Consider the following 21396-nt stretch of genomic DNA (forward strand, 5'->3'; position numbering starts at 1 on the left):
ACCCTCCCGACCCGTCCGAAGGACCGCGATGCCCACCGCGTACGACCTGCTCGTCATCGGGGACGCCAACCCCGATGTCATCCTCGGCCCCCTCACCGAACCCCTCGCCTTCGGCCAGCGAGAACAGCTCACCGACACCGGCTCCCTCGTCATCGGCGGCTCCGCCGCCATCATGGCCTGCGGCGCCGCGCGCCTCGGCCTGCGCGTGGCCTTCGCGGGGCGCGTCGGCGACGACGACGCCGGCCACTACATCCGCGACGCGCTCACCGCCCGCGGCGTCGACACCCACGCCCTGACCCTGGACCCCGACCGGGCGACACCCCTGACCGTCGTCCTCACCCGCGGCGACGACCGCGCCATCCTCACCTCACCCGGCACCCTGACGGCCACCAGCGGCAGCGACGTGCCCGCCGGGCTGCTCACCGCCAGCCGACACGTCCACGCGGCTTCGTACTTCCTCCAGCCCAGGCTCGCCGAGGACCTGCCGGAGCTGCTGCGCGCCGCCCGCGCCCACGGCGCCACGACGTCCCTGGACACCCAGGACGACCCGTCCGGACGCTGGGACGGCGCCGCCCTGGCCGCGGTCCTCGCCGAGACCGACATCCTGCTGCCCAACGCCCGGGAGGCGACGCACCTCGCCGGTGGCGCGGACTCCCCCGCGAAGGCCGCCGCGCTCCTCGCCGCGCGCGTACCGCTGGTGGCCGTCAAGAACGGCGCCGGGGGTGCCCTGTGCCACGACGGCCGCACGCTGACGACCTCGGAGAGCGTCGCGGTGACACCCAAGGACACGGTCGGCGCGGGGGACAGCTTCGACGCCGGGTTCATCGCCGCCACTCTCCGGCATCAACCTCCGCACCTGGCGCTGCGGTTCGCCGCCGTGTGCGGAGCCCTGTCCACGCGGGCCCACGGAGGCACCGCGGCCCAGCCCACCTGGGACGAAGCCCTCGCCCACATCTCTCCCACCGGAGCACCCACCTCATGACCCAGCCCAAAATCGTCTTCATCGGCGCAGGCAGCGTCGTCTTCACCCAGGGGCTGCTCGCCGACCTCTTCGCCTTTCCCGAGCTGAAGAACGCGCACATCGCCCTGCACGACATCGACGCCGAACGGCTCGCCACCGCCGAGGCCGCGGCCCGCTACATCGCGCGGGAACGGGGCGCCGACGCCCGTGTCACCGCCCACGCCGACCGCCGCGAGTCCCTGGCCGGCGCCGACTTCGTCATCAACATCGTGCAGGTCGGCATGGGTGAGTCCACCCGTACCGACTTCGACGTCCCCGCCCGCCACGGGGTGCGCCAGACCATCGGCGACACCCTCGGCATCGGCGGCATCTTCCGCGCCCTGCGCACCTTCCCCTTCCTCAAGCGGCTCGGCGAGGACATCGCCGAACTCTGCCCCGACGCCTGGCTGCTCAACTACACCAACCCCATGGCCATGAACGTCCAGTACCTCACCGAGGCCACCGGTCTCACCAAGGTGGTGGGCCTGTGCCACTCCGTGTACTGGACCATGCGGGACCTGGCCGAGCTCGTGGGCGTCCCCTACGAGGAGATCACCTACCGGGCCGCCGGGGTCAACCACCAGGCGTGGGTGCTGCGCTTCGAGCACCGGGGCACCGACCTCTACCCCCGTCTCGACGAACTCATCGAGAACGACGAGCAGTTGCGGCGCCGGGTCCGCGTCGACATGTACCGGCGGCTCGGCCACTACCCCACCGAGACCAGTGAGCACTCCTCGGAGTACGTGCCCTGGTACCTGCACCACGACAGCGAGATCGAGCGGCTGCGCCTCCCGGTCGGCGCCTACCTCGGCATCGTCGACGAGAACGTGGCGGAGTACCACCGCACCCGCGACGCGCTCGCCGCCGGAGCCCCGCTCACCGTCGAGGGCACCATGGAGTACGCCCCCCAGATCATCCACAGCATGGTCACCGGCACCCCGCGCACCGTCTACGGCAACGTCCCCAACCGGGGCCTGATCGACAACCTCCCTGCCCACGGCGTGGTCGAGGTGCCCTGCCTGGTCGACGCGGCGGGCATCCAGCCCACCCGCGCCGGCGCGCTGCCGCCGCAGCTCGCCGCCCTCAACCGCACGTATCTGAGCATGAACGACCTCGTCGTACGTGCCGCCGTCGACGACGAGCCGCGGCACATCCGGCACGCGGCCATGACCGACCCCGCGACCGCGGCCACCCTGACCGTGGACCAGATCTGGCGGCTCTGCGACGACATGGTCCGCGCCCACGCGGAGCTCCTCCAGCCGTCCCTGCGGGTCACCCTTGCCGACTGACCCGACCGCCGCCCGGTCGCGCACCCACCCCCACCGAGAACAGGAACACACCCTCATGTCCCTCACGAGCCAGGAGATCGCCACTCAGCCGCAGTGCTGGGAGAGCGTGCTCGGCCTGCTGCCCGACGTCGCCCCGGCCCTGCCCGCGATGGGCGAGAGCGTCGCCGTCATCGGCTGCGGCACCTCCCTCTTCATGGCCCAGGCCTACGCCCACCTGCGCGAGGACGCCGGGCACGGACCCACCGACGCCTTCCCCGCGTCCGCGGCCAGGCTGCACCGCCGCTACGACCGCGTCATCGCCCTGACCCGCTCCGGCACCACCACCGAGATCCTCACCGCGCTCGCCGGGGCCGATGCCACCACCCGTGTCACCACGATCACCGCGGTGCCCGACTCACCGGCCGCCCGCGTGGCCCACGACGTGATCGCGCTGGAGGAGGCCGATGAGCGCTCCGTGGTCCAGACCCGCTACCCGACCACCCAACTGGTCCTGCTCCTCGCCCACTTGGGCCACTCCGTCGAGCGGGCACGGGCCGACGTCGTCACCGCGCTGGCCGCGCCCCTCGATCCGGAGCTGGTCGGCGCCGAGCAGATCACGTTCCTCGGCGACGGCTGGCACGCGGGGCTCGCCCACGAAGCCGCCCTGAAGGTGCGTGAGGCCGCGGCCCACTGGACCGAGTCCTACCTCGTCCCGGAGTACCGGCACGGGCCCATCGCCGTGGCGGGCCCCGGACGGGCCGTGTGGAGCCTGTCGCCGCTTCCCGCGGAGCTGGCGGAGCGGATCGAGGCCACGGGAGCGTACGTGCGCAGGCCGAGCCTCGACCCGCTCGCGGAGCTCGTCCTCGCCCAGCGCCTGGCCGTGCGGCTCGCCGAGGACGCGGGGCGCGACCCCGACCGCCCCGCCCACCTGACGCGCTCCGTCGTCCTCACCTGATCCCACCCACCCCTGGTGACCGAATCCGGCCGACCGGCACCGTCCGGTCGGCCGCCCGAACCCCCGGAACTCAAAGCCATGCCTCTGGTCAGTCCTTACACCATGCTTCACAGCACCTCCGCGGCGGTGGGTGCCTTCAACGTCGCCCTCATCGAGCAACTGGAGGCCATCCTCATCGGAGCCGAGCGGGAACGGCTGCCGGTGATCGTGCAGATCAGCGAGAACGCCGTCGCCCACCACGGCTCGCTCGGGCCGCTCGCGGCAGCCGCCCGTACCGCACTCGACGCCACGTGCGTGCCCGCCGCCCTCCACCTCGACCACGCCACCCGCCCCGAGCTGATCGAGGAGGCGGTCGCCCTCGGCTTCACCTCCGTGATGTACGACGGTGCCGCCCTGCCCTGGCGGGAGAACGTCGCCCGCACCCGCCGGATCGCCCGCCACTGCCAGGACCACGGTGTGTTCCTGGAAGCGGAGCTGGGCGAGATCGGCGGCAAGGACGGCGCGCACGCGCCCGGGGTGCGCACGGACCCCGGCGAGGCCGCCCGGTTCGTGGCGGACACCGGCGTGGACGCCCTCGCGGTGGCCGTCGGCACCTCGCACCACATGACCGAGCGCACGGCCCGCCTCGACCTGGACCTCATACGGGAGTTGTGTGCCGCGGTGCCGGTGCCGCTGGTCCTGCACGGTTCGTCGGGGGCGGACGACGCGACGCTGGCCGCGGCGGCGGCCGCCGGCATCCGCAAGGTCAACATCTCGACGCATCTCAACGCGGTCTTCACCGCGGCCGTGCGCGAGGTGCTCGACGCCGGGCCTGACGTCGTGGACCCCCGGCGCTATGTGAGCCGGGGGCGCGGGGCGATGGCCGCCGAGGTGGCCAGGCTGCTCCGGCTCTTCGCCGCTCCCGTGGCCACCCCGGCGCCCGCGTAGCCGGGGGGGGTTACCGGCGGCTGCGCACCAGCAGGTACAGGAAGTAGGGCGTGCCGATGACGGCCGTCATGAGTCCCGCTCCGAGCTGGGCCGGTGCGATCACGGTGCGGCCCACCAGGTCGGCCGTGCAGACGAGGATGGCCCCGAGCAGCACGGAGACCGGCACGACACGGGTGTGCTGCCGGCCCACGAGGGCCCTGGCCGCGTGCGGTGCGACCAGACCGACGAAGCCGATGGTCCCCGCGGCGGCCACCGCGGTGGCGCTCAGCAGGACGCTGAGGACGAGGAAGCCGAGGCGTCCCCGGCCCAGGTCGAGGCCGAGCAGCCGCGGGGTGTCCTCGTCGAGGGAGACGAGGTCGAGTTCGGTGCGCCGCGCGACCGCGATGACCAGACCCACGGCGAGGACGATCGCGAGGGGCACCACGTCGGGCAGGGTCCGCCCGTAGGTGGAGCCGGAGAGCCAGGTGAGGGCCTTGGTCGCGTTGAACGGGTCGGTGAGGATGATCAGCAGGCTGACCAGGGCGGCGGCCCCGGTGGCCACGCCGAACCCGACGAGGACGAGCCGGTTCTGCCGGAAGCCGCCCCGCGCGGCCAGACCGAAGACGATGACGGCGCTGACCGCGGCGCCCGCGAAGGCGCCCGCGGCCACGCTCCACGTCCCCGCCAGGGGCACAGTCGTCACCAGCAGTACGGCGCCCGCCGCGGCGCCGTTGGTCACGCCGAGGACGCCCGGCTCGGCCAGGGGGTTGCGGGTGACGGCCTGGATGAGCGTCCCGGCGAGCGCGAGGGCCCCGCCCGCGAGGAGGGCGGCCAGGACGCGCGGCATGCGGGTGTCGAGCACGAAGGTGACGGTCTGCCCCGCCCGTCCCTGCGCCCAGTTGACCACGTCGCCCAGGAGCAGCTTGCTGTCGCCGATGAGTACGGCGGTGATCGTCAGGCCGACGAGGACGACGACGAGCACGGCCGTGGTGACGAGGAAGACGGTGCGGCTGCGGATGCGCAGCCGGTCGGCGGGGACGGCCCCGCCGGTGTCCTTGACCCGTGCGGCCATCGCGACGAGGAAGAGAGCGCCGACCAGGCTGGTGACGACGCCGGTCGGCACGGCGACCGCGGTGTCCGACGGCACGAGGGCGCGCAGCAGCACGTCGGAGCCGAGCACCAGGCACGCGCCGGTGAGTCCCGCGAACGGCAGGCTCGCCCGCGACTTGGTGAAGCCGTGGAACCTGCGGGCGAGTGCGCGGGCGAGCGCCGGGGCGCACAGTCCGACGAAGCCGATGGGTCCGGCGACGCTGACGGCGGCGGTGGAGAGCAGGGCGGCGAGCACGACGGCGGTGACGCGGGTGGAGCGCACGGGCACGCCGACCCCGCGTGCCGCGTCGTCGCCGAGTGCCAGGGCGTCGACCCGGCGTGCCAGGAGCAGCAGGCCGATGAGGGCGACGATGCCGATCGGCACCATGTGCAGTACGCCGTCGAAGCCGTTCTGCGCGATGCTGCCCTGGTTCCACTTGTAGAGGCCCTCCGTCTCCTGGGGGAACAGCAGGAGCATCCCCTCGGTGACGGCGGTGAGCCCGAGGGTGAGGGCGCTGCCCGCGAGGACGAGCCGGACGGTGCCCGCGCCGAGGCCGGAGAGGCCGAGGACGACGGCCGCGGCGGCGAGGCCGCCGACGAACGCGACGCCGGACGAGACGAACAGCGGCAGCGAGACGCCGGTGGCGGCCACCAGGGTGAGGGCGACGTAGGAGCCCGCGTTGACGGCGAGGGTGTCGGGCGAGGCGAGGACGTTGCGGCTGATGGCCTGGAGCGCGGCGCCCGCCATGCCGAGTACGGCGCCGACGAGCAGCCCCGCGGTCATGCGCGGCAGCCGGGACGCGACGACGACGGAGGCGTCGGTCCGGTCGGCCTGCCCGGTGAGCGCCTTCCACACCTCGGGGGCGCCGGCCGAGGCCGTGCCCTGGGTGATGTCGACGACGGCGAGGACGGCGACGACGAGGACCAGTACGGCCGTCACCGCGGCCGCGCCCGAGCGGGACAGGGCTGTCGGCGGACGGGTGGCGGGGGTGGTTGCGGTGACGGCCATGGCGTTGTTCCTTCGGCGCCTTATTCCTTCAGTGCCAGTTACTTCTTGAGGGCCTTGACGACGGAGTCGACGTACTGGCTCATCGACGCGGGACCGCCGAACATCCAGATGCCGTCGGGCAGCCGGTGCACGTGGTCCTTCTTGACGAACGGCAGCGACGTCCAGATCTTGTCCTTGGACAGGGCGCCGGCGAACGGGTTGCTGTTCTTGTCGCCGTCGTTGCCGATGTAGGCGAACCGCACGTCGGGGTCGAGCTCGGTGAGGCCCTCGACGTCGGTGGAACCGAGGCCGTAGCTCTTGTCGCCCTTGACCGACCAGTCGTTCTTCAGGCCGAGCTTCTCGTTGACCGCGCCGATCAGCGAGCCGCTGGTGTACGGCCGGATCGAGGTCTGGTTGCCGGTGACGTAGCCGTCGGCGAAGGCGTACTTCGCGCCGGCGTGGCCGGCGGCGGCGAGCTTCTTCTTGCCGTCGGCCAGCTTCGCCTCGAAGTCCTTCTTGACCTTCGTGGCCTGCTCGGTGGTGCCGGTGGCCTTGGCGAGCAGGTCCAGGTTCTCCGTCATCTGACCGATGGGGTCGGAGGCGTCGGAGGGGCGCAGGTTCAGGACCGGGGCGATTCTGCGAAGCTGCTTCACGGCGGCGGCGGGCAGGTCGGTCGTCGCGATGATGAGGTCGGGCTTCAGGGACGCGACGGTGTCCATGCTGGGCTCGCCGCGCGTGCCGACGTCCTTGGGGTCGTTCTTCAGCGGGGCGGCGGTGTCCCAGGTCTTGTAGCCCTTGACGTCGGCGACGCCGGTCGGCTCGACGCCGAGGGACAGCAGGCTCTCGACGGCGTTCCACTCGGTGCCGACGACCTTCTTGGCGGGCCCGTCGAGCTTCACCTTCGTGCCGGTGCCGTCGGTGAGGGTGATGGACTTGGCGTCGCTCTTGGCGTCGTCGTCGGCGGCGGGCTCGGTGGTTCCGCATGCGGACAGGGTGAGGGCCGCGGCGGTGGCGGCCGCCGCGGTGATCAGGAGGCGTCTCATGAGGTGGTACTGAGCCTTTCGCTTCGCGAGTGGTGACGGCCGATGGCGCGCGTGCGCAGCCGGCCGGTGAGGGGGTCGTTCTCGACCTCGATGCGGATTCCGTAGGTGTCGGTCAGCCGCTCGGGTGTCAGTACGTCTTCGGGGCCGCCGTCCGCGATGACGCGGCCCGTGTCGAGCAGGAAGATGCGGTCGGCTATGGACGCGGCCTGGTCGAGGTCGTGCAGGACGGCGCCGACGGCGATGCCGTGGTCGTCCGCCAGGTCCCGCATGAGGTCGAGGAGTTCGACCTGGTAGCGGAGGTCCAGATAGGTCGTCGGCTCGTCGAGGAGGAGCACGCCCGTCTCCTGGGCGAGGCAGCTCGCGAGCCAGACGCGCTGGAGCTGGCCTCCGGAGAGGTGTTCGGCCCCGCGTTCGGCGAGTTCGGCGACGCCGGTCATGGCGAGCGCGCGGTCCACCGCGGCCCGCCCGTCCGGGTCGGCCCTGCCCCATCGGCCCCGGAAGGGATAGCGGCCGAATTCCACGACGTCCCGTACGGTCAGGCCGCCGGGTGTGGGGCGTCCCTGGGTGAGCAGGGCGACGTGGCGGGAGAACTCACGGGGGCTCAGCGCGAGGGCGTCGGTGCCGCCGTCGATGACGAGTTCGGCGGTACGGGGTCGTTGCAGCCTTGCGATCGTGCGCAGCAGCGTCGACTTGCCGCTGCCGTTGGGGCCCACGAGCACGGTCACCTCGCCCGGCCGCAGGGTCATGGAGGCGTCATGGACGACGTCGACGCCTTCGTAGGCCACGGTGACGCCCGTGGCGACGAGTTCATGACCCTGGGGGCGGCGCGCGGCCGCTGCGGTCTCTTCACCTTCTTGCACGAGGTGGAGGTTAGCCTAACCTTACCGATGTGCGAAATGGGGCCCCCGCTCCCCACAAGGCGAAAACCGGCCAGGATGCGTCAGGCGGGTTCTCCCACCCAGGCCGTCAGCGCGGCGCGCCGCTCCTCGCCGCGCGTGCGGTGGTCGGAGTGGCGCGTGGCCCAGGCGACGTGCCCGTCGGGGCGTACGAGTATTTCGCGCACCCCTTCCAGCTCCGCGTGCGTCTCGTAGTCGGTGATGCCGGGGGCGGTCACGCGCCGGCCCCATCGAGGTGTGAGGGCCGCGGCGGCATCCGCCTCGCCCGTGAGGTCGAGGTGCACGAACCGGCCGTCGTGGAGCAGGCCGTAGACCCTCCGCGCCGTCAGGTCGGCGGCGCTCAACGCGATGTCGGGCATCCGTCCGCCCACCAGAGGGTCGGCCCCGGGTGCCGTGGCGGGGTAGGCGGTGCCGAGCGCGGAGACCTGCGCGGCGAGCGTGCGGTTGACCTCCTTCATCCGCAGGAGCCCGTCGAAGAGGTTCCGCAGGGCCGCCGCCGGGCGCCGGTACTGCTCCATGAGCGCCAGCTCTGCGAGGAGTGTCTGCACCTCGGTGTTCTCGGTGACCGCGCGGCCGACCGGGCGGCGCTCGGCGTCGTAACTGTCGAGCAGCCCGGCCGGCGCCCAGCCGTTGACCTCGGCGGCCAGCTTCCAGCCGAGGTTCATGGCGTCCTGGAGCCCGGTGTTGAGGCCCTGGCCCGCCGCGGGGAAGTGGATGTGGGCGGCGTCGCCGGCCAGCAGGAGGCGTCCCGCGCGGTAAGTCTCCGCGAGCCGCGTGGCGTTGCCGAAGCGGGAGAGCCAGCGGGGCCCGGCGACACCGAGGTCGGAGCCGCAGAGCCGGGTCAGCGAGGCGCGGAACTCCTCCAGGGTCACCGGCTCGGCGGCCGGCACCCGCAGCCGCTCCGGGTCCAGGAGCACGAGGCGGGTCAGGCCGTCCTCCAGCGGCGCCACCAGTACGCCGTGCTCGCGGGCGGCGGCCAGGGCCGCGGGGCCGGTGTCCATGGCCGCGAAGTCGCCGAGCACGCCGGTGAGGGTCTCGTCCGTACCCGGGAAGCCGATGGCCGCGGCCCGGCGCACCACGCTGCGTCCGCCGTCGCAGCCGACCGCGTACCGCGCGCGTACGGTCTCGGTGCCCGCGGGGCCGCGCACCTCGGCCTCGACCCCGTCGGCGTCCTGGCTCAGCCCGGTCACCTCGCGTTCGCGCAGGATCTCCACGCCCAGCTCGTGCGCCCGCTCCGCGAGCAGCGCCTCGGTGTGGGCCTGGGCGAGGAACAGCGTGTAGTTGTGCCGCGAGTCGAGCGCCGAGAAGTCCAGCCGGGTGGGGAGCTGCGCGAAGTGCCAGCCGGGCACCTTCCGGCCGAGCGGCAGGAACCGGTCGAGCAGCCCCCGCTGATCCATCAGCTCCACGCTGCGCGGGTGCAGGCTCAGCGCCCGGGAGTCCCGCTGCGGCCTCGCCCTGCGTTCCAGCACCCGGGTCCGCACGCCGGCCAGTGCCAGCTCGCAGCCCAGCATGAGGCCCGTCGGTCCCGCACCCACGACGATCACGTCGACATCCATCGGAGTCTCCCTCATCAGTGAACAACTTTGGTGAGCAACTCGGTGAGCAACTCGGTGAGCAACTCGGTGAGCAACTCGGTGAGCAATTAGTGAACAACGTTCACATGAACGATGTTCACTATAGTGAGACGCATGACCTCCTCGTCAACCCCGGCCAGGGGCCGCCCACCACGGCTCAACCGCGACCGCGCCCTGCACACCGCCCTCGACCTGCTGGACCGGTCGGGGCTCGACGCGCTGACCATGCGGCGGCTCGCCGACGCGCTGGACGTACGGGCAGGCGCGCTGTACCGCTACTTCGCGACCAAGCAGGACCTGCTCACGGCCATGGCGGAGCGGATGATGGAGGGCGTCACGAAAGCGGCCGCCGAGGGCGGCAAGGGCGACTGGGGCGAGCGGCTGGCCGCCCTCGCACGGGCCATGCGCACGGCCCTGCTCGCCCACCGCGACGGTGCGCGCGTGTTCGCGGGCACCCACGCGACGGGGGCGAACATCCTCGGTTACGCGGACACCGTCGTCGGCCTCCTGCGCGAGGCGGGCTTCGAGGACGACGACGCGGCGCGGGCGCTCTACACGCTGGCGAACTTCACCGTGGGCCACACCCTGGAGGAACAGGCCGCCCTGCACCCCGGCGAGGACCGGCCGGCGGATTCCGGATCGCTGCGGGACGCCGTGGAAGCGGGCACCTACCCGCACCTCGGCGCCACACTGCCCGCCCTCACCAGCGGGGACTTCGACCGCCTCTTCGAGTTCGGACTCGGGCTGCTCGTCGACGGGCTGCGGGCGCGCCGTTGACGAGGGGCAGACATTGCGTCGCAGACATACAGTGTTGCTCATGACGCAAAGCGATGGAGATGAGCTGGACAGTCTGGTGCGCAAGAGGATCCGCGCGCTGCGGGTGGCGCAGGGCTGGTCCCTGGAGGAGCTGGCGTCGCGCGCGAACGTCAGCCAGTCCACGCTCTCCCGCATCGAGAACGGTCAGCGAAGGCTGGCCCTCGACCAGCTCGTCACGCTCGCGCGCGCCCTGGACACCTCGCTCGACCAGCTCGTGGAGACCGCCACCGACGACGTCGTCACCAGCCCGATGATCGACGGGGCGCATGGGCTGATGCGCTGGCCCATCAAGGCGGAGCCGGGCATGACCGTCGTACGGCAGCGCATGACCGAGCCGCCGCCCACCGGCTCCTCACGCATGCGCGCGCACCCCGGCCGCGAGTGGCTGGTCGTCCTGTCCGGCACGGCGGTCCTGCTCCTCGGCAACCGGCGGCTGCGCGTGGAGACCAACCAGGCCGCCGAGTTCCCCACGATGCTGCCGCACGCCATCGGCGCCGAAGGCGGGCCGTGCGAGATCCTCGGCATCTTCGACCGCGACGCCCGGCGCAGCCACCAGGAACGCCGGCCGGCGCCCGAAGCCGGTCGCTGAACCGGGCAGACCTCGCAGGGCCCTGGCCCCTCTGGGAACCATGCAGGTCAAGGGATTCTTGCGCGTACGGCAGCTCAGCGCGTCATTGTCTTGCGCATCCGGGAAGGCCACGCCACTTCAGCGCACCGCCGACCTAGCGTGGCGCCATGACCCACGCTTCCCCGCATCCGCACACCGAATCGCACCCGCACACCCACCGGCACGCGGCGCACTCCGCGCACAGCGACGCCTCGCCCCGCACGACCCGGCCCGACGGCGCGGGCAACCAGGCCGAGCTGCTCGATCTGGACGCGGAAGTCCTCTCCGCGCACATCGCGGACATCACCGCATGGCTGCCGGTCGAGACCGGCCCCCGGCACATCGTCGACCTGGGCTCCGGGACCGGGACCGGGACCTTCGCCCTGCTCGCCCGCTGGCCCGAGGCCCGGATCACCGCCGTCGACTCCTCGGCCGAGCACCTGCACCGCCTGCGGGAGAAGGCGTGCGCGCAGGGGGTGGACGACCGCGTACGCACCGTCCAGGCCGATCTGGACGCCGGGTGGCCCGACCTCGGGACGCCGGAGCTGGTGTGGGCCTCGGCGTCGCTTCATCACATGGCGGAACCCGACCGGACGCTGCGCCAGGTCCACGAACTCCTCGCCCCTGGCGGCCTGTTCGCCGTCGTCGAGCTGGCCGGCTTCCCCCGCTTCCTGCCGGAGAACGCGCCGGAGGCCCGGCCCGGTCTGGAGGAGCGCTGCCACGCCGCCCTGGCACACCACCACGCCGAGCACGTGCCTCACCGTGGCGCCGACTGGGGCCCCAAGCTGACCGGGGCCGGTTTCACCGTCGAGGGCGAACGCACCATCGCCGTGCACATCGACGGCTCCCGCGACGAGGCGGTCGGCCGCTACGCCCTCAGCACCCTGCGCCGCCTGCGCGACAGCGCAGCCGACGCGCTCCCCGCGGAGGACCTGGCCACCCTCGACCAGCTCCTCGACACCGAAGGACCGCACAGCGTCCTGCGCCGCACCGACCTGGCGGCCCGCACGGAACGCACCGTGTGGGCCGCGCGCCGCGAGGACGGAAACGGCTGACCGCCCGTCACTCACCCGCTCGGTGGGGCCTGGTCAGCCGGGTCACTCACCCGCCCGCATCAGCAGATGCCCCCTGCGGAACCGCTCACCCTCCCACGGCTCCCGCAGCATCCGTCCCACTTCGGTGAACCCGGCCTCGCCCGCGAGCGCCGCCATGCTGTCGATGGGCCACCGGTAGGCCGTGGTCACCTTGTGGTCGAAGGCGGTGAGCGGCTCGCCCTCGGATTCGAAGAACGCGAGGACGAGGTGGCCGCCGGGTGCGAGCACCCGGCGGAACTCCGCGAAGTAGGAGCGCACGTCCTCGGCCGGGGCGTGGATCACCGAGTACCACGACACGACGCCGCTCAGCGAGCCGTCGGCCAGGTCGAGGGCGTCCATGGAGCCGACCTCGAACCGCAGCTCGGGATGGGTCTTCCGGGCGATGTCGATCATCACGGGTGACAGGTCGATCCCGAAGACGTCGAGGCCGAGCTTCCGCAGATGCGCGGTGACCGGGCCGGGACCGCAGCCCAGCTCCGCGACGGGCCCGGGCCCCGATATCCGCGCGAGCTCGGCGAACGCGGCGAGCACCGCGCGGTCCACCGAGGGACGGTCGAGGTCGTCACGGGCGAGTTCGGAGTAGACGACGGCGAGGGCGTCGTAGGCAGCGGCAGTCGTCTTCACGTGCGAGGCGGTTTCAGTCACGAGAGACGACCCTAGGCCGGCGGCAGGGGCGCAAAAAGAGAGGCAAGAAGGGGATGCCCACCTCTCGCCACTCTCAAGTTATAGCGCGGTGGGGGGCTTGCCGCAAGGCCCCCACCGTGCCGCACAATCGCTCACCTCAGCCACGACCTGCGGAAACGGGAGACCCACTGCGTATGCCCCCACTGACCACCAGCGCCTTCGACCTCGCCGACACCCTCGCCGCCAAGGCCGACCCGCGGCTCATCGCCGACGACGAGCAGCACTTCGAGGCCATCGCGCGGAGCCTGGAGCAGGCGATCGCGGAGCTGTCCGGCCGCCTCGACGCCGAACGCAGGGCACCCGGCGGCCTGGGCCGTGAGGCGCTGGAACGGGACCTGGAGATCCACCGGCTGACCAACCGCCTGCGCGCCCTGCGCCGCTTCGGGCTCGACCTGTGCCTCGGCCGGGTCGTCGGCGCGGACGGCTCCGCGCCCGTGTACATCGGCCGGCTCGGCCTCACCGACAGCACGGGCCACCGGCTGCTGCTCGACTGGCGTTCCCCCGCGGCCGAGCCCTTCTTCGCCGCCACCCACGCCAACCCGATGGGTCTGGCCAGCCGCCGCAGGTACCGCTGGACCGACGGCCGGATCAGCGACTACTGGGACGAGGTGTTCACCGCCGACGGCCTCGAAGGACACGCCGCGCTCGACGACCAGTCGGCCTTCGTCGCCAGTCTTGGCACCAATCGCTCGGCCCGGATGCGGGATGTGCTGTCCACCATCCAGGCCGACCAGGACGCCGTCGTGCGCGCAAGTTCCCGCGGCGCCCTCGTGGTCGACGGCGGTCCCGGTACGGGCAAGACCGTCGTGGCCCTGCACCGCTCCGCCTATCTGCTCTACTCCGACCCCCGCCTCGCGGGTCACCGCAGGGGCGGCGTGCTGTTCGTCGGTCCGCACCAGCCCTACCTCGCGTACGTCGCCGATGTCCTGCCCAGCCTCGGCGAGGAGGGCGTGCGGACCTGCACCCTGCGCGACCTGGTCGCCGAGGGGGCGGAAGCAGCGGTCGAGAGCGACCCGGAGGTGGCTCGCCTGAAGTCGTCCGCGGACATGGTGGGGGCCATCGAGAAGGCCGTCAGGTTCTACGAGGACCCGCCCACGGAGGGGATGTCGGTCACTACACCCTGGTCCGACGTCTGGCTGAGCGCCGACGACTGGGCCGAGGCGTTCGCGGCGGCCGAGCCCGGCACCCCGCACAACGAGGCACGCGACCAGATCTGGGAGGAGCTGGTCGCGATCCTGCTGGACAAGCACGACCTGGACGACCTGGACGAGGACGGACCGGACAACGGCCCGGGCGAGTACGGCGGTCCGGGCGAGTACGGCGGTGGCGCGTCGGCCGCGCTGCTCCGCAAGTCCTTCCTGCACAACAGGGAGTTGGTGACGGCCCTCTACCGCGCGTGGCCGCTGCTCGAAGCGGCCGACCTGGTCGGCGACCTGTGGTCGGTACCCGCGTATCTGCGCATGTGCGCCCCCTGGCTGAGCCCCGAGGAGGTGCGGAAGCTGCGGCGCGAGGACGCCCAGGCCTGGACGGTGCCGGACCTGCCGCTCCTGGACGCGGCACGGCAGCGTCTCGGTGACCCGGAAGCCTCGCTGCGCAGGCGCAGGCGCGACGCCTCGGTCGCCGCCGAACGCGAGCGCATGGCCGGGGTCATCGACAACATGGTCGCCGCCGACGCCGACGGCGAGGGCGCGGTGACCATGCTGCGCGGCCGGGACCTCCAGGACAGCCTGATCGACGAGAGCGCGCTGCCCACCGCCGCGCCGGAGCCCCTCGCGGGCCCGTTCACGCACGTCGTCGTGGACGAGGCGCAGGAACTGACCGACGCGGAGTGGCAGATGCTGCTGCTCCGGTGCCCCTCCCGCAGCTTCACCATCGTCGGGGACCGCGCCCAGGCCAGGCACGGGTTCACCGAGTCCTGGCGGGAACGGCTCGAACGGATCGGCATCGACCGGGTCGAGGTGGCTTCCCTGAGCGTCAACTACCGTACGCCCGAGGAGGTCATGGCGGAGGCCGAGCCGGTCATCCGCGGCGCGCTCCCGGACGCCAACGTGCCGACCTCCATCCGCAGCAGTGGCCTTCCCGTCGTCCACGGGTCCGTCGCCGAACTGGACTCGGTCCTCGACGCGTGGCTCGCCTCGCACGCGGACGGGATCGCCTGCGTCATCGGCGATCCCACCTTCCGCGCCACGTCACGCGTCCGGTCACTGACCCCGGAACTGGCGAAGGGGCTGGAGTTCGACCTGGTCGTCCTCGTCGACCCGGAGTCGTTCGGCGAGGGCATCGAAGGGGCGGTCGACCGCTATGTCGCGATGACTCGGGCGACACAGCGACTGGTCATCCTCACTCGCTCCTGACCAGCCCCTTCTCGCCGCTTCACGTGCCGGTGGGTGGCTTCACGACGGTTCGCCGAGCGCCGTCAGGCCGTCCAGCGCGGCCTGGCCGTCGCCGCAGCACACGCCGCACACCAGCCGGGGCAGCATCGGCTCGCCCTCGACGTCGTACGCGAGGCGCTGCGTGGCCCCGCGGGTACGCAGGTCGAAGCCGCACCGGGCGCACAGCAGGCCCATCAGCTCGGCCTGTCTCGTCGTCCAGGTCGGCCACTCGGCCGCCAGGGAGGACAGGCTCATCATCGCCGGGCCGGTGGGCCGCGCCTGGCAGTAGGCGAAGGTGAAGCCGGGCGACTCGGCGGGGAGTTCGTCGAGGAGCTGCTGGAGCAGGGGCACCCAGCGCACCAGCTTGGTCAGCTCGGGGAAGGGGACGCGGACCTCCTGGCCCTTGCGGCGCCCCGCCTCGCGGCCCCGGGGCGGGCGGAAGGCCACGACGATCTGGTGGGGCACCTTGAGGGTGTCCAGGTCCCGCGACAGCTCCGCGGCCGACGTCTCCCACTCCCCCGCCGGATGGTCGCGCCACATCGCGAGGCCTCCCCCCGTCAGGATGCTCGAGGTTCGCACGATCCCGCCGACGCGGCGTTGCGCCGCCTGCTCGTCATCGGTCACCACTCGGGCCATGGAATTGCCTCCTTCGACGTGGACACGACCGCGCGGGCGGTCCCCGCACGCCCGCTGAGCTGTGACCGGAGAGAGCTCGTATCCGAGACGCATGGCGTATGAGCTCACCGCGTCGACTGCGCCCGTACCCATCATTCCTGCCCACACCGACCGAAGGTCAGACATGGCAAATGGGCGTCTCTTCCGCGGTGGCCGAAGCCCAGCGGTTTGCTTTCACAGGGAAAGTGCCGGACGGAAGGTCGTGGCCGCGGCCGGGTCATGAGGGCGGGGCGGGCAGGGGCATCGCTTCGAGGGCCCGTGCCGCGTGGACGAGGTTGGAGGCCATGGCCCGTCCTGTGGAGGCCGCCCAGTCGTGGCCGCGCTGGTCGTCGAGGTAGTCGGGGCCGGGCCCGGGACCGAGGTGCCAGTAGGTCCACGACTGGCCGGGCACCGTGAAGCCGACGTCGACGAGCGCGCCGTTGATCTCGCTGATGACGTGGTGGGCGCCGTCCTCGTTCCCGGTGACCAGGACCCCGGCCACCCGGTTGTAGGCGACGGGGCGGTCTTCGTCGTCCGTCTCACCGAGCATCGCGTCGAGGCGCTCCAGGACGCGCTGGGCGACCGAGGACGGGCGGCCGAGCCAGGTGGGCGAGGCCATGATCAGGATCTGTGAGGCAAGCACCTTCTCGTGGACGCCGGGCCAGTCGTCGCCCTCGCCCATGTCGGTCTGGACCCCGGGCTTGAGGTTGAGGTCGACGGCCCGTACGACGTCGACCCGCACCCCGTGCCCCTTGAGCGCGGTGATGACGGTGTCGGCGAGGGCCTCCGTGTTCGACGGCTGCGGGGAGGGCTTGAGGGTGCAGTTAATGACGAGTGCGCGCATGAGACCCACTGTTCCCCTCTCGCCGCGTCGTGAACGACGGGGCACCCGACGTTTCACCCGCCATACCAGAATCCGGGGAAGGCGCCAGGCGCGCGACCCTCGCGAGTGACCGGACGGGTCTCACCGCGGCCCTGGCGGGCCTCACCGTGTTCCTCGTGGGGCGCCAGGTGGCCACCAGGGCCGCGGCGAGCAGGAGTTCGGCGATGTCGCCGCCGTAGTACATCGCCTCCGCGCCGGCCCGGATCTGCGCCGCGGGCGCGTGGATGTCGATGAGGAACCCGGCGTACATCGCCTGCGAGAGGGTCGCGTGCGCCGCGATGGCCACACCGAGGACCACCAGCCGCGCCGGGACTCCGGGCCGTGTGGGTGCCGGGTCAGGGCCCGCGATCGCCCAGACGAACAGGCATCCCGACAGCAGGAAGTGCAGCCGCAGCAGCCAGTGCAGGGCCTCGTTGCCCGCCGAGGCGTCGTACAGCGGGGTGCAGTACAGCAGCGGCAGCGTTCCCACGCTCAGGAGCAGTGCGGTGAACGGGTTGGCGATCAGCCGGGCCGGGCGGCCGCGCGACATCCGGGTGAGTACGCGCGCGTGCGCCACCGGGAGGGTGCGCAGCAGCAGCGTGACCGGCGCTCCCAGCATCAGCGCGAGCGGGGCGTACATGCCGATCAGCAGGTGCTGGAGCATGTGGCCGCGGAAGTCTCCGTGCGCGGCGGTGGCCAGGGGCGGCAGCAGGGCGAGGGCGAGCAGGGCCGTGCCGGTCAGGAAGAGGCCGGTGCGCCAAGGGCTCCAGCCCGCCCGCGGGTTCGCGCGCCGCGCGCGAGCCGTGAGAACCACGTAGCCGACCGCCACCGTCACGAGGACCAGCGAGGTGAGTACGGGCTCCCAGGGCAGCGCGGAGTGCTGGTGGTGTTCGTGCGGCCCATGACCGGTCATGACGGCTCGGCCGCCGAGGTCGTGCCGGTTTCGGGGTCGAAGGCACGGGCGCGGTTCTGGACTGCACTGCCGACCGCCACGAACAGGGCGCCGAGCAGCAGGAAGCCCAGGTCCCACCAGATCTGCTGGGGTCCGGCGTAGACATGGTGGATGCCCAGGATGTGGTGGTCCAGGACGCCCTCGACGAGGTTGAAGACGCCCCAGCCGACCAGGATCCAGCCCCACAGCTTGCCCGAGGTCCACACCCGGCGTCGGCCGCGCGTCACGCGCGCGTACAGCGAGGCCAGGCCGAGCAGGACCGCCAGCCAGCACACGGCGTGGAAGACCCCGTCCCAGAGCGTGTTCATCTGTAGGCCCTGCACGGTGTTCGCCGGGTAGTACTTGACGCCGATCCGGTCGGTGTCGGTGCTGGTCAGCATGTGGTGCCAGCGCAGGAGCTGGTGCAGCAGAATCCCGTCGACGAAGCCGCCGAGGCCCACGCCCAGGAGAATCCCCGGCAGTCGCAGAGAACCCGTGTCTGTGCGCGGCCCCCGGCGGGCCGCCCCTGTCGTCGTAGCCATCACTCACTCCTCGTCCGAGCCGACCCCCTTGAGAAACGTCACGCAAGTACCGCGCTTGGGCGGTCGGAAACCGAAGATCGGTTGTGTCGCATGTGCCGGGCTACTTCAGATAGGTGCCGGCGGTGCCGATCTTGCCGGGGCCGTCGAGGACGTAGACGCGCAGGTTGCCCTTGCCCGGGGCGGCGACGGTGAGTTTCCCGTCGGTGACGGTCTTGGTGTCTCCGGTGACGGCGTCCTTGTAGGTGCCGTTGGGGATGCCGGTGTAGGAGGCGCCGCCGGTGACGGTGACCAGGGCGAAGCTGTCGGTGCCGCCGCTGGTGTAGCGGCGCTTGTAGGCCATGTCACCGCTGATGCCCTCGGTGGAGTACTGGCCCATCTGGAGTGCGGGAATGGCGCGGCGGATCTCGTTGAGCCGCTGGACGTGCTTGACCAGGGGCTTGGAGAGGGTGTCGGCGACCGCTCCGGTGGCGGAGTCGACCTTGCTGAACTGCGACGCCTTCACCTCACCCTGGAGGTGGTCGCCGTAGTAGGCGCGGCCGGTGGTGGCCAGCGGGCAGGAGGGGCCGCAGTCGATCTTCTTGCCCTTCTGGAACTCGATCTCGGAGCCGTAGTAGAGGGTGGGGATGCCGCGGAAGGTCCACATCAGGGACATGTTCTCGGCCCAGGCGTCGGTGCCGCCGGTGTAGCGCTCGTGGGACTTGTTGGGTCCGTAGTCGTGGCTGTCGACGTAGACGACGTTGTAGGTGGCGTCGTTGGTGGAGTCGTCGGAGTCCTTGCCGTTGTGGAAGGCGTTGGGCGCGTCACCGAAGTTCATGTGCATGCGCATGTCGATGATGTTCATGCCGGAGAATTTGCTGTGGTCAGGGGTGTGGTACCTGTTGCCCTCCAGGAACGCGTTCGTGGAGGTGGGCTGTGCGGCGACGCCGGCGTTGTTCTCGAAGTCGTACATCTCGAGTGCGGCCTTGCCATCGTCGGCGCTGTACTCCTTGCGTTCCTTCCAGGTGAAGAACTGGGCGGAGTGGTTGACCGAGCCGCGGTTCCACTTGTCGTTGACGAAGGCGCCGACCTCGCCGAAGACGAGGAAGTTCTTCGCGGCCTCGGTGCCGTGCTGCCGGCTGACGCGTTCCTGGATGGCGGGCAGGAAGCGGCGGTTCCAGGTGGTGCGCGGGACGTGGACGGCCGTGTCGACGCGGAAGCCGTCGACGCCCATGTCTATGTATTTGTTGTAGGCGCCGATCAGGTGGTTCTGGGCCTTGGCGCTTTCGGTGTTGAGGTCGGCCAGGTCGTCGTGGAGCCAGCAGGAGCGGGAGTCCTCGCCCTCCCAGTTCCCCAGCCAGCAGGTGTGGTAGGTGTCTTTGGGCCACATGCCGGAGGTCGCGTTGGGCCACTGGCAGTTGTAGATGCGGTAGCCCTCGGGTGAGGTGCCGATCTGTTTGCCCCAGCCCACGCAGGTGTTGCCGGTGGGCTGCTCGGTGGACCACAGGTCGCCGTTGTAGTACGACCTGCCGGACTTCGGTTCGACGGTCAGGCCGTCGTACTCGAAGGAGGCGTTGGGTTCGTCGTAGTGACCGCTCCACTGCGCGTCGCGCACCCCGTAGTGCTTCGGGGTGAACAGACCCTTGGCGCCCCAGCGGGAGGTGTGGTTGTAGACGACGTCCTGGTAGATCTTCATGCCCTTGGCGTGGGCGGCATTGATCAGGTCCTGGTAGGAGGCGCCGGCTGACTCCAGGCGCCGGTCGACCTGGTAGAAGTCGTAGCCGTGGTAGCCGTGGTAGTCGTAGTCGGACCGGTTGAGGACCACCGGGGTGATCCAGATGGCTGACATCCCCAGGCCCTTGATGTAGTCGAGCTTGTTGACCAGGCCCTTGAAGTCGCCGCGGAACATGGGGTCGTTGTTCGCCGCGTTGCCGCTCTTCACGTGCTGGCTGCCGCCGCGGTTGTTGCTGGTGTCGCCGTCGTTGAAGCGGGCGGTCAGGACGAAGTAGATCGGGTCCTTGCGGGGGTCGGTGCCCAGCGGCTTGCCGGCCGCGGGCGTCGGGGGCTTGTCCCCGGTGGTCGCCGTGGCGGCGTCGGAGGCGGCGGAGAGGTTGCCGGCCGCGTCCGCGGCTCTGACGGTGTAGGTGTAGGCGGTCTTCTCTTCCAGATTCGCGTCCGAGAGGACGGTGGAGCTGACGTCGGTAACGATGGTGCCCTTGGTTCCGCCGGTGCGGGTGACCTGGTACTTGGTGACCCCCTTGTCGTCGGTGGAGGGCTCCCAGGTCAGTACGACGGACACGCCGTCGGCCGCCGCGGTGACCTTGGCGGGGACGGTCGGCGCCTTGGTGTCGGGCTCCTCGGCGGCGCAGGGGTCCGCGGCGTTCTCGGTGACGGTGCCGTTGTCGACCTTGCTGACACCGGTGCCCAGGGCATAGTCGGCGCCCTTGTTGTTGTCCCACACTCCGTTGCCGTTGTTGAAGGCGGCCTTCATCGAGGTGGCCGTGCCGAGGTCGACGTCCTTCTTCCACCAGCCGGTGCACGCGCTCTGCATGCCCGGGCCGGGCGCGGCGGTCCAGGACCCTCCGGTGGGCCGGTAGTGGATGTTGGCGGTGGTCCAGCCAAGCGTCCGAGTGGAGTAGTAGACCGTGGCCTTGTTGCCGGTGCCCGGGTCCGGGTCGCCGCCGCCCGCGCAGGGGTCGGAGTGGGCGATCACGCCGTCCTTGACGGTGACGGCGCCGGTACCCAGGTCGTAGTTCTTGCCCGCGTTGTTGTCCCAGGTGCCCGAACCGTTGTTGAACGTGGCCTTCAAGCCCGCGGCGGCGCCCAGGGGGACGGTCTTCTTCACCCAGTCCGTACAGGCGGCTTCCATGCGTACGCCCGGCACGGCGGTCCAGGAGCCGCCGTCGGGCGCGTAGTGCAGGTTGTACTGGGACCAGTTCTTCGTCTTGGTGTAGTAGAAGACGGTGACCGTGTTGTCGACGGCCGCGACCGGAGCGGTCGCGGGCGAGGGGGCGGCCGGTATCGCGGTCAGCAGCCCCAGGATGCCGCCGGCGGCCACCGCGGCGGCCAGTGCCCGTCTGAACCGTCGTGTGCGTGTGCGTCTCATACACGTCTCCAGGGAGGGCCCTGACAGGGCCTC

General features: G+C 71.6%; 18 protein-coding genes. 8 read left to right on the forward strand and 10 right to left on the reverse strand.

Annotated elements, in window-relative coordinates; genetic code table 11:
• The first annotated feature begins 28 nt into the window (after window positions 1–28).
• The 4 genes from ACRAKF_RS02640 (at window position 29) to ACRAKF_RS02655 (ending at window position 4150) form a co-directional block, all read left to right on the forward strand.
• Window positions 29–982 carry a carbohydrate kinase family protein gene (locus ACRAKF_RS02640; RefSeq protein WP_447035082.1) on the forward strand — a complete coding sequence of 318 codons (954 nt, stop codon included), beginning with the start codon at window positions 29–31 and terminating at the stop codon, window positions 980–982.
• On the forward strand, window positions 979–2289 hold the full coding sequence (gene melA / locus ACRAKF_RS02645; RefSeq protein ID WP_447035083.1) for an alpha-galactosidase: 1311 nt from the start codon (window positions 979–981) through the stop codon (window positions 2287–2289). Before ACRAKF_RS02640 ends, melA begins: the two co-directional genes overlap by 4 nt.
• Window positions 2290–2344: 55 nt before the next feature.
• Window positions 2345–3223, forward strand: coding sequence for an SIS domain-containing protein (locus tag ACRAKF_RS02650; protein WP_447035084.1), 879 nt, complete (start codon window positions 2345–2347; stop codon window positions 3221–3223).
• Window positions 3224–3301: 78 nt separating this feature from the next.
• Window positions 3302–4150 (forward strand): class II fructose-bisphosphate aldolase, encoded by an 849-nt coding sequence (locus ACRAKF_RS02655; protein ID WP_447035085.1) that lies wholly within the window; start codon window positions 3302–3304, stop codon window positions 4148–4150.
• Between the two features lie 10 nt (window positions 4151–4160).
• Here the strand turns inward: ACRAKF_RS02655 and ACRAKF_RS02660 are convergent, their stop codons facing one another.
• The 4 genes from ACRAKF_RS02660 to ACRAKF_RS02675 all read right to left on the reverse strand — a co-directional run bounded on the left by ACRAKF_RS02660 (window position 4161) and on the right by ACRAKF_RS02675 (window position 9701).
• Window positions 4161–6227 carry an iron ABC transporter permease gene (locus ACRAKF_RS02660; protein ID WP_447035086.1) on the reverse strand — a complete coding sequence of 689 codons (2067 nt, stop codon included), beginning with the start codon at window positions 6225–6227 and terminating at the stop codon, window positions 4161–4163.
• 38 nt (window positions 6228–6265) lie between these two features.
• Window positions 6266–7249 (reverse strand): ABC transporter substrate-binding protein, encoded by a 984-nt coding sequence (locus ACRAKF_RS02665; RefSeq protein WP_447035087.1) that lies wholly within the window; start codon window positions 7247–7249, stop codon window positions 6266–6268.
• A complete protein-coding gene (locus ACRAKF_RS02670) occupies window positions 7246–8109 on the reverse strand; it encodes an ABC transporter ATP-binding protein (protein ID WP_447035088.1) in 864 nt (287 codons plus the stop codon). Before ACRAKF_RS02670 ends, ACRAKF_RS02665 begins: the two co-directional genes overlap by 4 nt.
• Before the next feature lie 80 nt (window positions 8110–8189).
• Window positions 8190–9701, reverse strand: coding sequence for a monooxygenase (locus ACRAKF_RS02675; RefSeq protein ID WP_447035089.1), 1512 nt, complete (start codon window positions 9699–9701; stop codon window positions 8190–8192).
• A gap of 132 nt (window positions 9702–9833) precedes the next feature.
• On the opposite strand from ACRAKF_RS02675, the gene ACRAKF_RS02680 reads away from it, so the two are divergent.
• From ACRAKF_RS02680 to ACRAKF_RS02690, 3 genes are all read left to right on the forward strand, one after another.
• On the forward strand, window positions 9834–10496 hold the full coding sequence (locus ACRAKF_RS02680; protein WP_447035090.1) for a TetR/AcrR family transcriptional regulator: 663 nt from the start codon (window positions 9834–9836) through the stop codon (window positions 10494–10496).
• A gap of 40 nt (window positions 10497–10536) precedes the next feature.
• The gene (locus ACRAKF_RS02685) at window positions 10537–11124 is read left to right on the forward strand and encodes a helix-turn-helix domain-containing protein (protein ID WP_447035091.1); all 588 of its coding nucleotides are present in this window, start codon (window positions 10537–10539) and stop codon (window positions 11122–11124) included.
• Between the two features lie 146 nt (window positions 11125–11270).
• Window positions 11271–12197, forward strand: coding sequence for a class I SAM-dependent methyltransferase (locus ACRAKF_RS02690; RefSeq protein WP_447035093.1), 927 nt, complete (start codon window positions 11271–11273; stop codon window positions 12195–12197).
• 42 nt (window positions 12198–12239) lie between these two features.
• Here ACRAKF_RS02690 and ACRAKF_RS02695 read toward each other — a convergent pair whose 3' ends face one another.
• Window positions 12240–12881, reverse strand: a complete 642-nt coding sequence (locus tag ACRAKF_RS02695) for a class I SAM-dependent DNA methyltransferase (protein ID WP_447035094.1) — start codon at window positions 12879–12881, stop codon at window positions 12240–12242.
• Window positions 12882–13054: 173 nt separating this feature from the next.
• On the opposite strand from ACRAKF_RS02695, the gene helR reads away from it, so the two are divergent.
• Window positions 13055–15274: an RNA polymerase recycling motor ATPase HelR gene (helR, locus tag ACRAKF_RS02700; protein WP_447035095.1), complete on the forward strand. Its 2220-nt coding sequence runs from the start codon at window positions 13055–13057 to the stop codon at window positions 15272–15274.
• A gap of 39 nt (window positions 15275–15313) precedes the next feature.
• On the opposite strand, the gene ACRAKF_RS02705 is transcribed toward helR, so the two are convergent.
• The 5 genes from ACRAKF_RS02705 to ACRAKF_RS02725 all read right to left on the reverse strand — a co-directional run bounded on the left by ACRAKF_RS02705 (window position 15314) and on the right by ACRAKF_RS02725 (window position 21363).
• Window positions 15314–15928 carry a hypothetical protein gene (locus ACRAKF_RS02705; RefSeq protein WP_447035096.1) on the reverse strand — a complete coding sequence of 205 codons (615 nt, stop codon included), beginning with the start codon at window positions 15926–15928 and terminating at the stop codon, window positions 15314–15316.
• A 256-nt stretch (window positions 15929–16184) separates the two neighbouring features.
• Window positions 16185–16790, reverse strand: coding sequence for a flavodoxin family protein (locus tag ACRAKF_RS02710; protein ID WP_447035098.1), 606 nt, complete (start codon window positions 16788–16790; stop codon window positions 16185–16187).
• On the reverse strand, window positions 16771–17721 hold the full coding sequence (locus tag ACRAKF_RS02715; RefSeq protein WP_447035099.1) for a cytochrome c oxidase assembly protein: 951 nt from the start codon (window positions 17719–17721) through the stop codon (window positions 16771–16773). Before ACRAKF_RS02715 ends, ACRAKF_RS02710 begins: the two co-directional genes overlap by 20 nt.
• Window positions 17718–18281 (reverse strand): DUF2243 domain-containing protein, encoded by a 564-nt coding sequence (locus ACRAKF_RS02720; protein ID WP_447035100.1) that lies wholly within the window; start codon window positions 18279–18281, stop codon window positions 17718–17720. Before ACRAKF_RS02720 ends, ACRAKF_RS02715 begins: the two co-directional genes overlap by 4 nt.
• Window positions 18282–18381: 100 nt before the next feature.
• A complete protein-coding gene (locus tag ACRAKF_RS02725) occupies window positions 18382–21363 on the reverse strand; it encodes a carbohydrate binding domain-containing protein (protein WP_447035101.1) in 2982 nt (993 codons plus the stop codon).
• Between the last annotated feature and the right edge of the window lie 33 nt (window positions 21364–21396).

The organism is Streptomyces sp. DSM 118878 (assembly GCF_052936595.1).

What these genes read in the sequence shown, in the direction of transcription:
- ACRAKF_RS02720 (WP_447035100.1), bottom strand. Translation starts at nt 18,281, where the DNA reads ATGGCTACGACGACAGGGGCGGCCCGCCGGGGGCCGCGCACAGACACG.
- ACRAKF_RS02690 (WP_447035093.1), top strand. Translation starts at nt 11,271, where the DNA reads ATGACCCACGCTTCCCCGCATCCGCACACCGAATCGCACCCGCACACC.
- ACRAKF_RS02710 (WP_447035098.1), bottom strand. Translation starts at nt 16,790, where the DNA reads ATGCGCGCACTCGTCATTAACTGCACCCTCAAGCCCTCCCCGCAGCCG.
- ACRAKF_RS02685 (WP_447035091.1), top strand. Translation starts at nt 10,537, where the DNA reads ATGACGCAAAGCGATGGAGATGAGCTGGACAGTCTGGTGCGCAAGAGG.
- ACRAKF_RS02680 (WP_447035090.1), top strand. Translation starts at nt 9,834, where the DNA reads ATGACCTCCTCGTCAACCCCGGCCAGGGGCCGCCCACCACGGCTCAAC.
- melA (WP_447035083.1), top strand. Translation starts at nt 979, where the DNA reads ATGACCCAGCCCAAAATCGTCTTCATCGGCGCAGGCAGCGTCGTCTTC.
- ACRAKF_RS02640 (WP_447035082.1), top strand. Translation starts at nt 29, where the DNA reads ATGCCCACCGCGTACGACCTGCTCGTCATCGGGGACGCCAACCCCGAT.
- ACRAKF_RS02650 (WP_447035084.1), top strand. Translation starts at nt 2,345, where the DNA reads ATGTCCCTCACGAGCCAGGAGATCGCCACTCAGCCGCAGTGCTGGGAG.
- ACRAKF_RS02675 (WP_447035089.1), bottom strand. Translation starts at nt 9,701, where the DNA reads ATGGATGTCGACGTGATCGTCGTGGGTGCGGGACCGACGGGCCTCATG.
- ACRAKF_RS02655 (WP_447035085.1), top strand. Translation starts at nt 3,302, where the DNA reads ATGCCTCTGGTCAGTCCTTACACCATGCTTCACAGCACCTCCGCGGCG.
- ACRAKF_RS02715 (WP_447035099.1), bottom strand. Translation starts at nt 17,721, where the DNA reads ATGACCGGTCATGGGCCGCACGAACACCACCAGCACTCCGCGCTGCCC.
- ACRAKF_RS02660 (WP_447035086.1), bottom strand. Translation starts at nt 6,227, where the DNA reads ATGGCCGTCACCGCAACCACCCCCGCCACCCGTCCGCCGACAGCCCTG.
- helR (WP_447035095.1), top strand. Translation starts at nt 13,055, where the DNA reads ATGCCCCCACTGACCACCAGCGCCTTCGACCTCGCCGACACCCTCGCC.
- ACRAKF_RS02705 (WP_447035096.1), bottom strand. Translation starts at nt 15,928, where the DNA reads ATGGCCCGAGTGGTGACCGATGACGAGCAGGCGGCGCAACGCCGCGTC.
- ACRAKF_RS02725 (WP_447035101.1), bottom strand. Translation starts at nt 21,363, where the DNA reads ATGAGACGCACACGCACACGACGGTTCAGACGGGCACTGGCCGCCGCG.
- ACRAKF_RS02665 (WP_447035087.1), bottom strand. Translation starts at nt 7,249, where the DNA reads ATGAGACGCCTCCTGATCACCGCGGCGGCCGCCACCGCCGCGGCCCTC.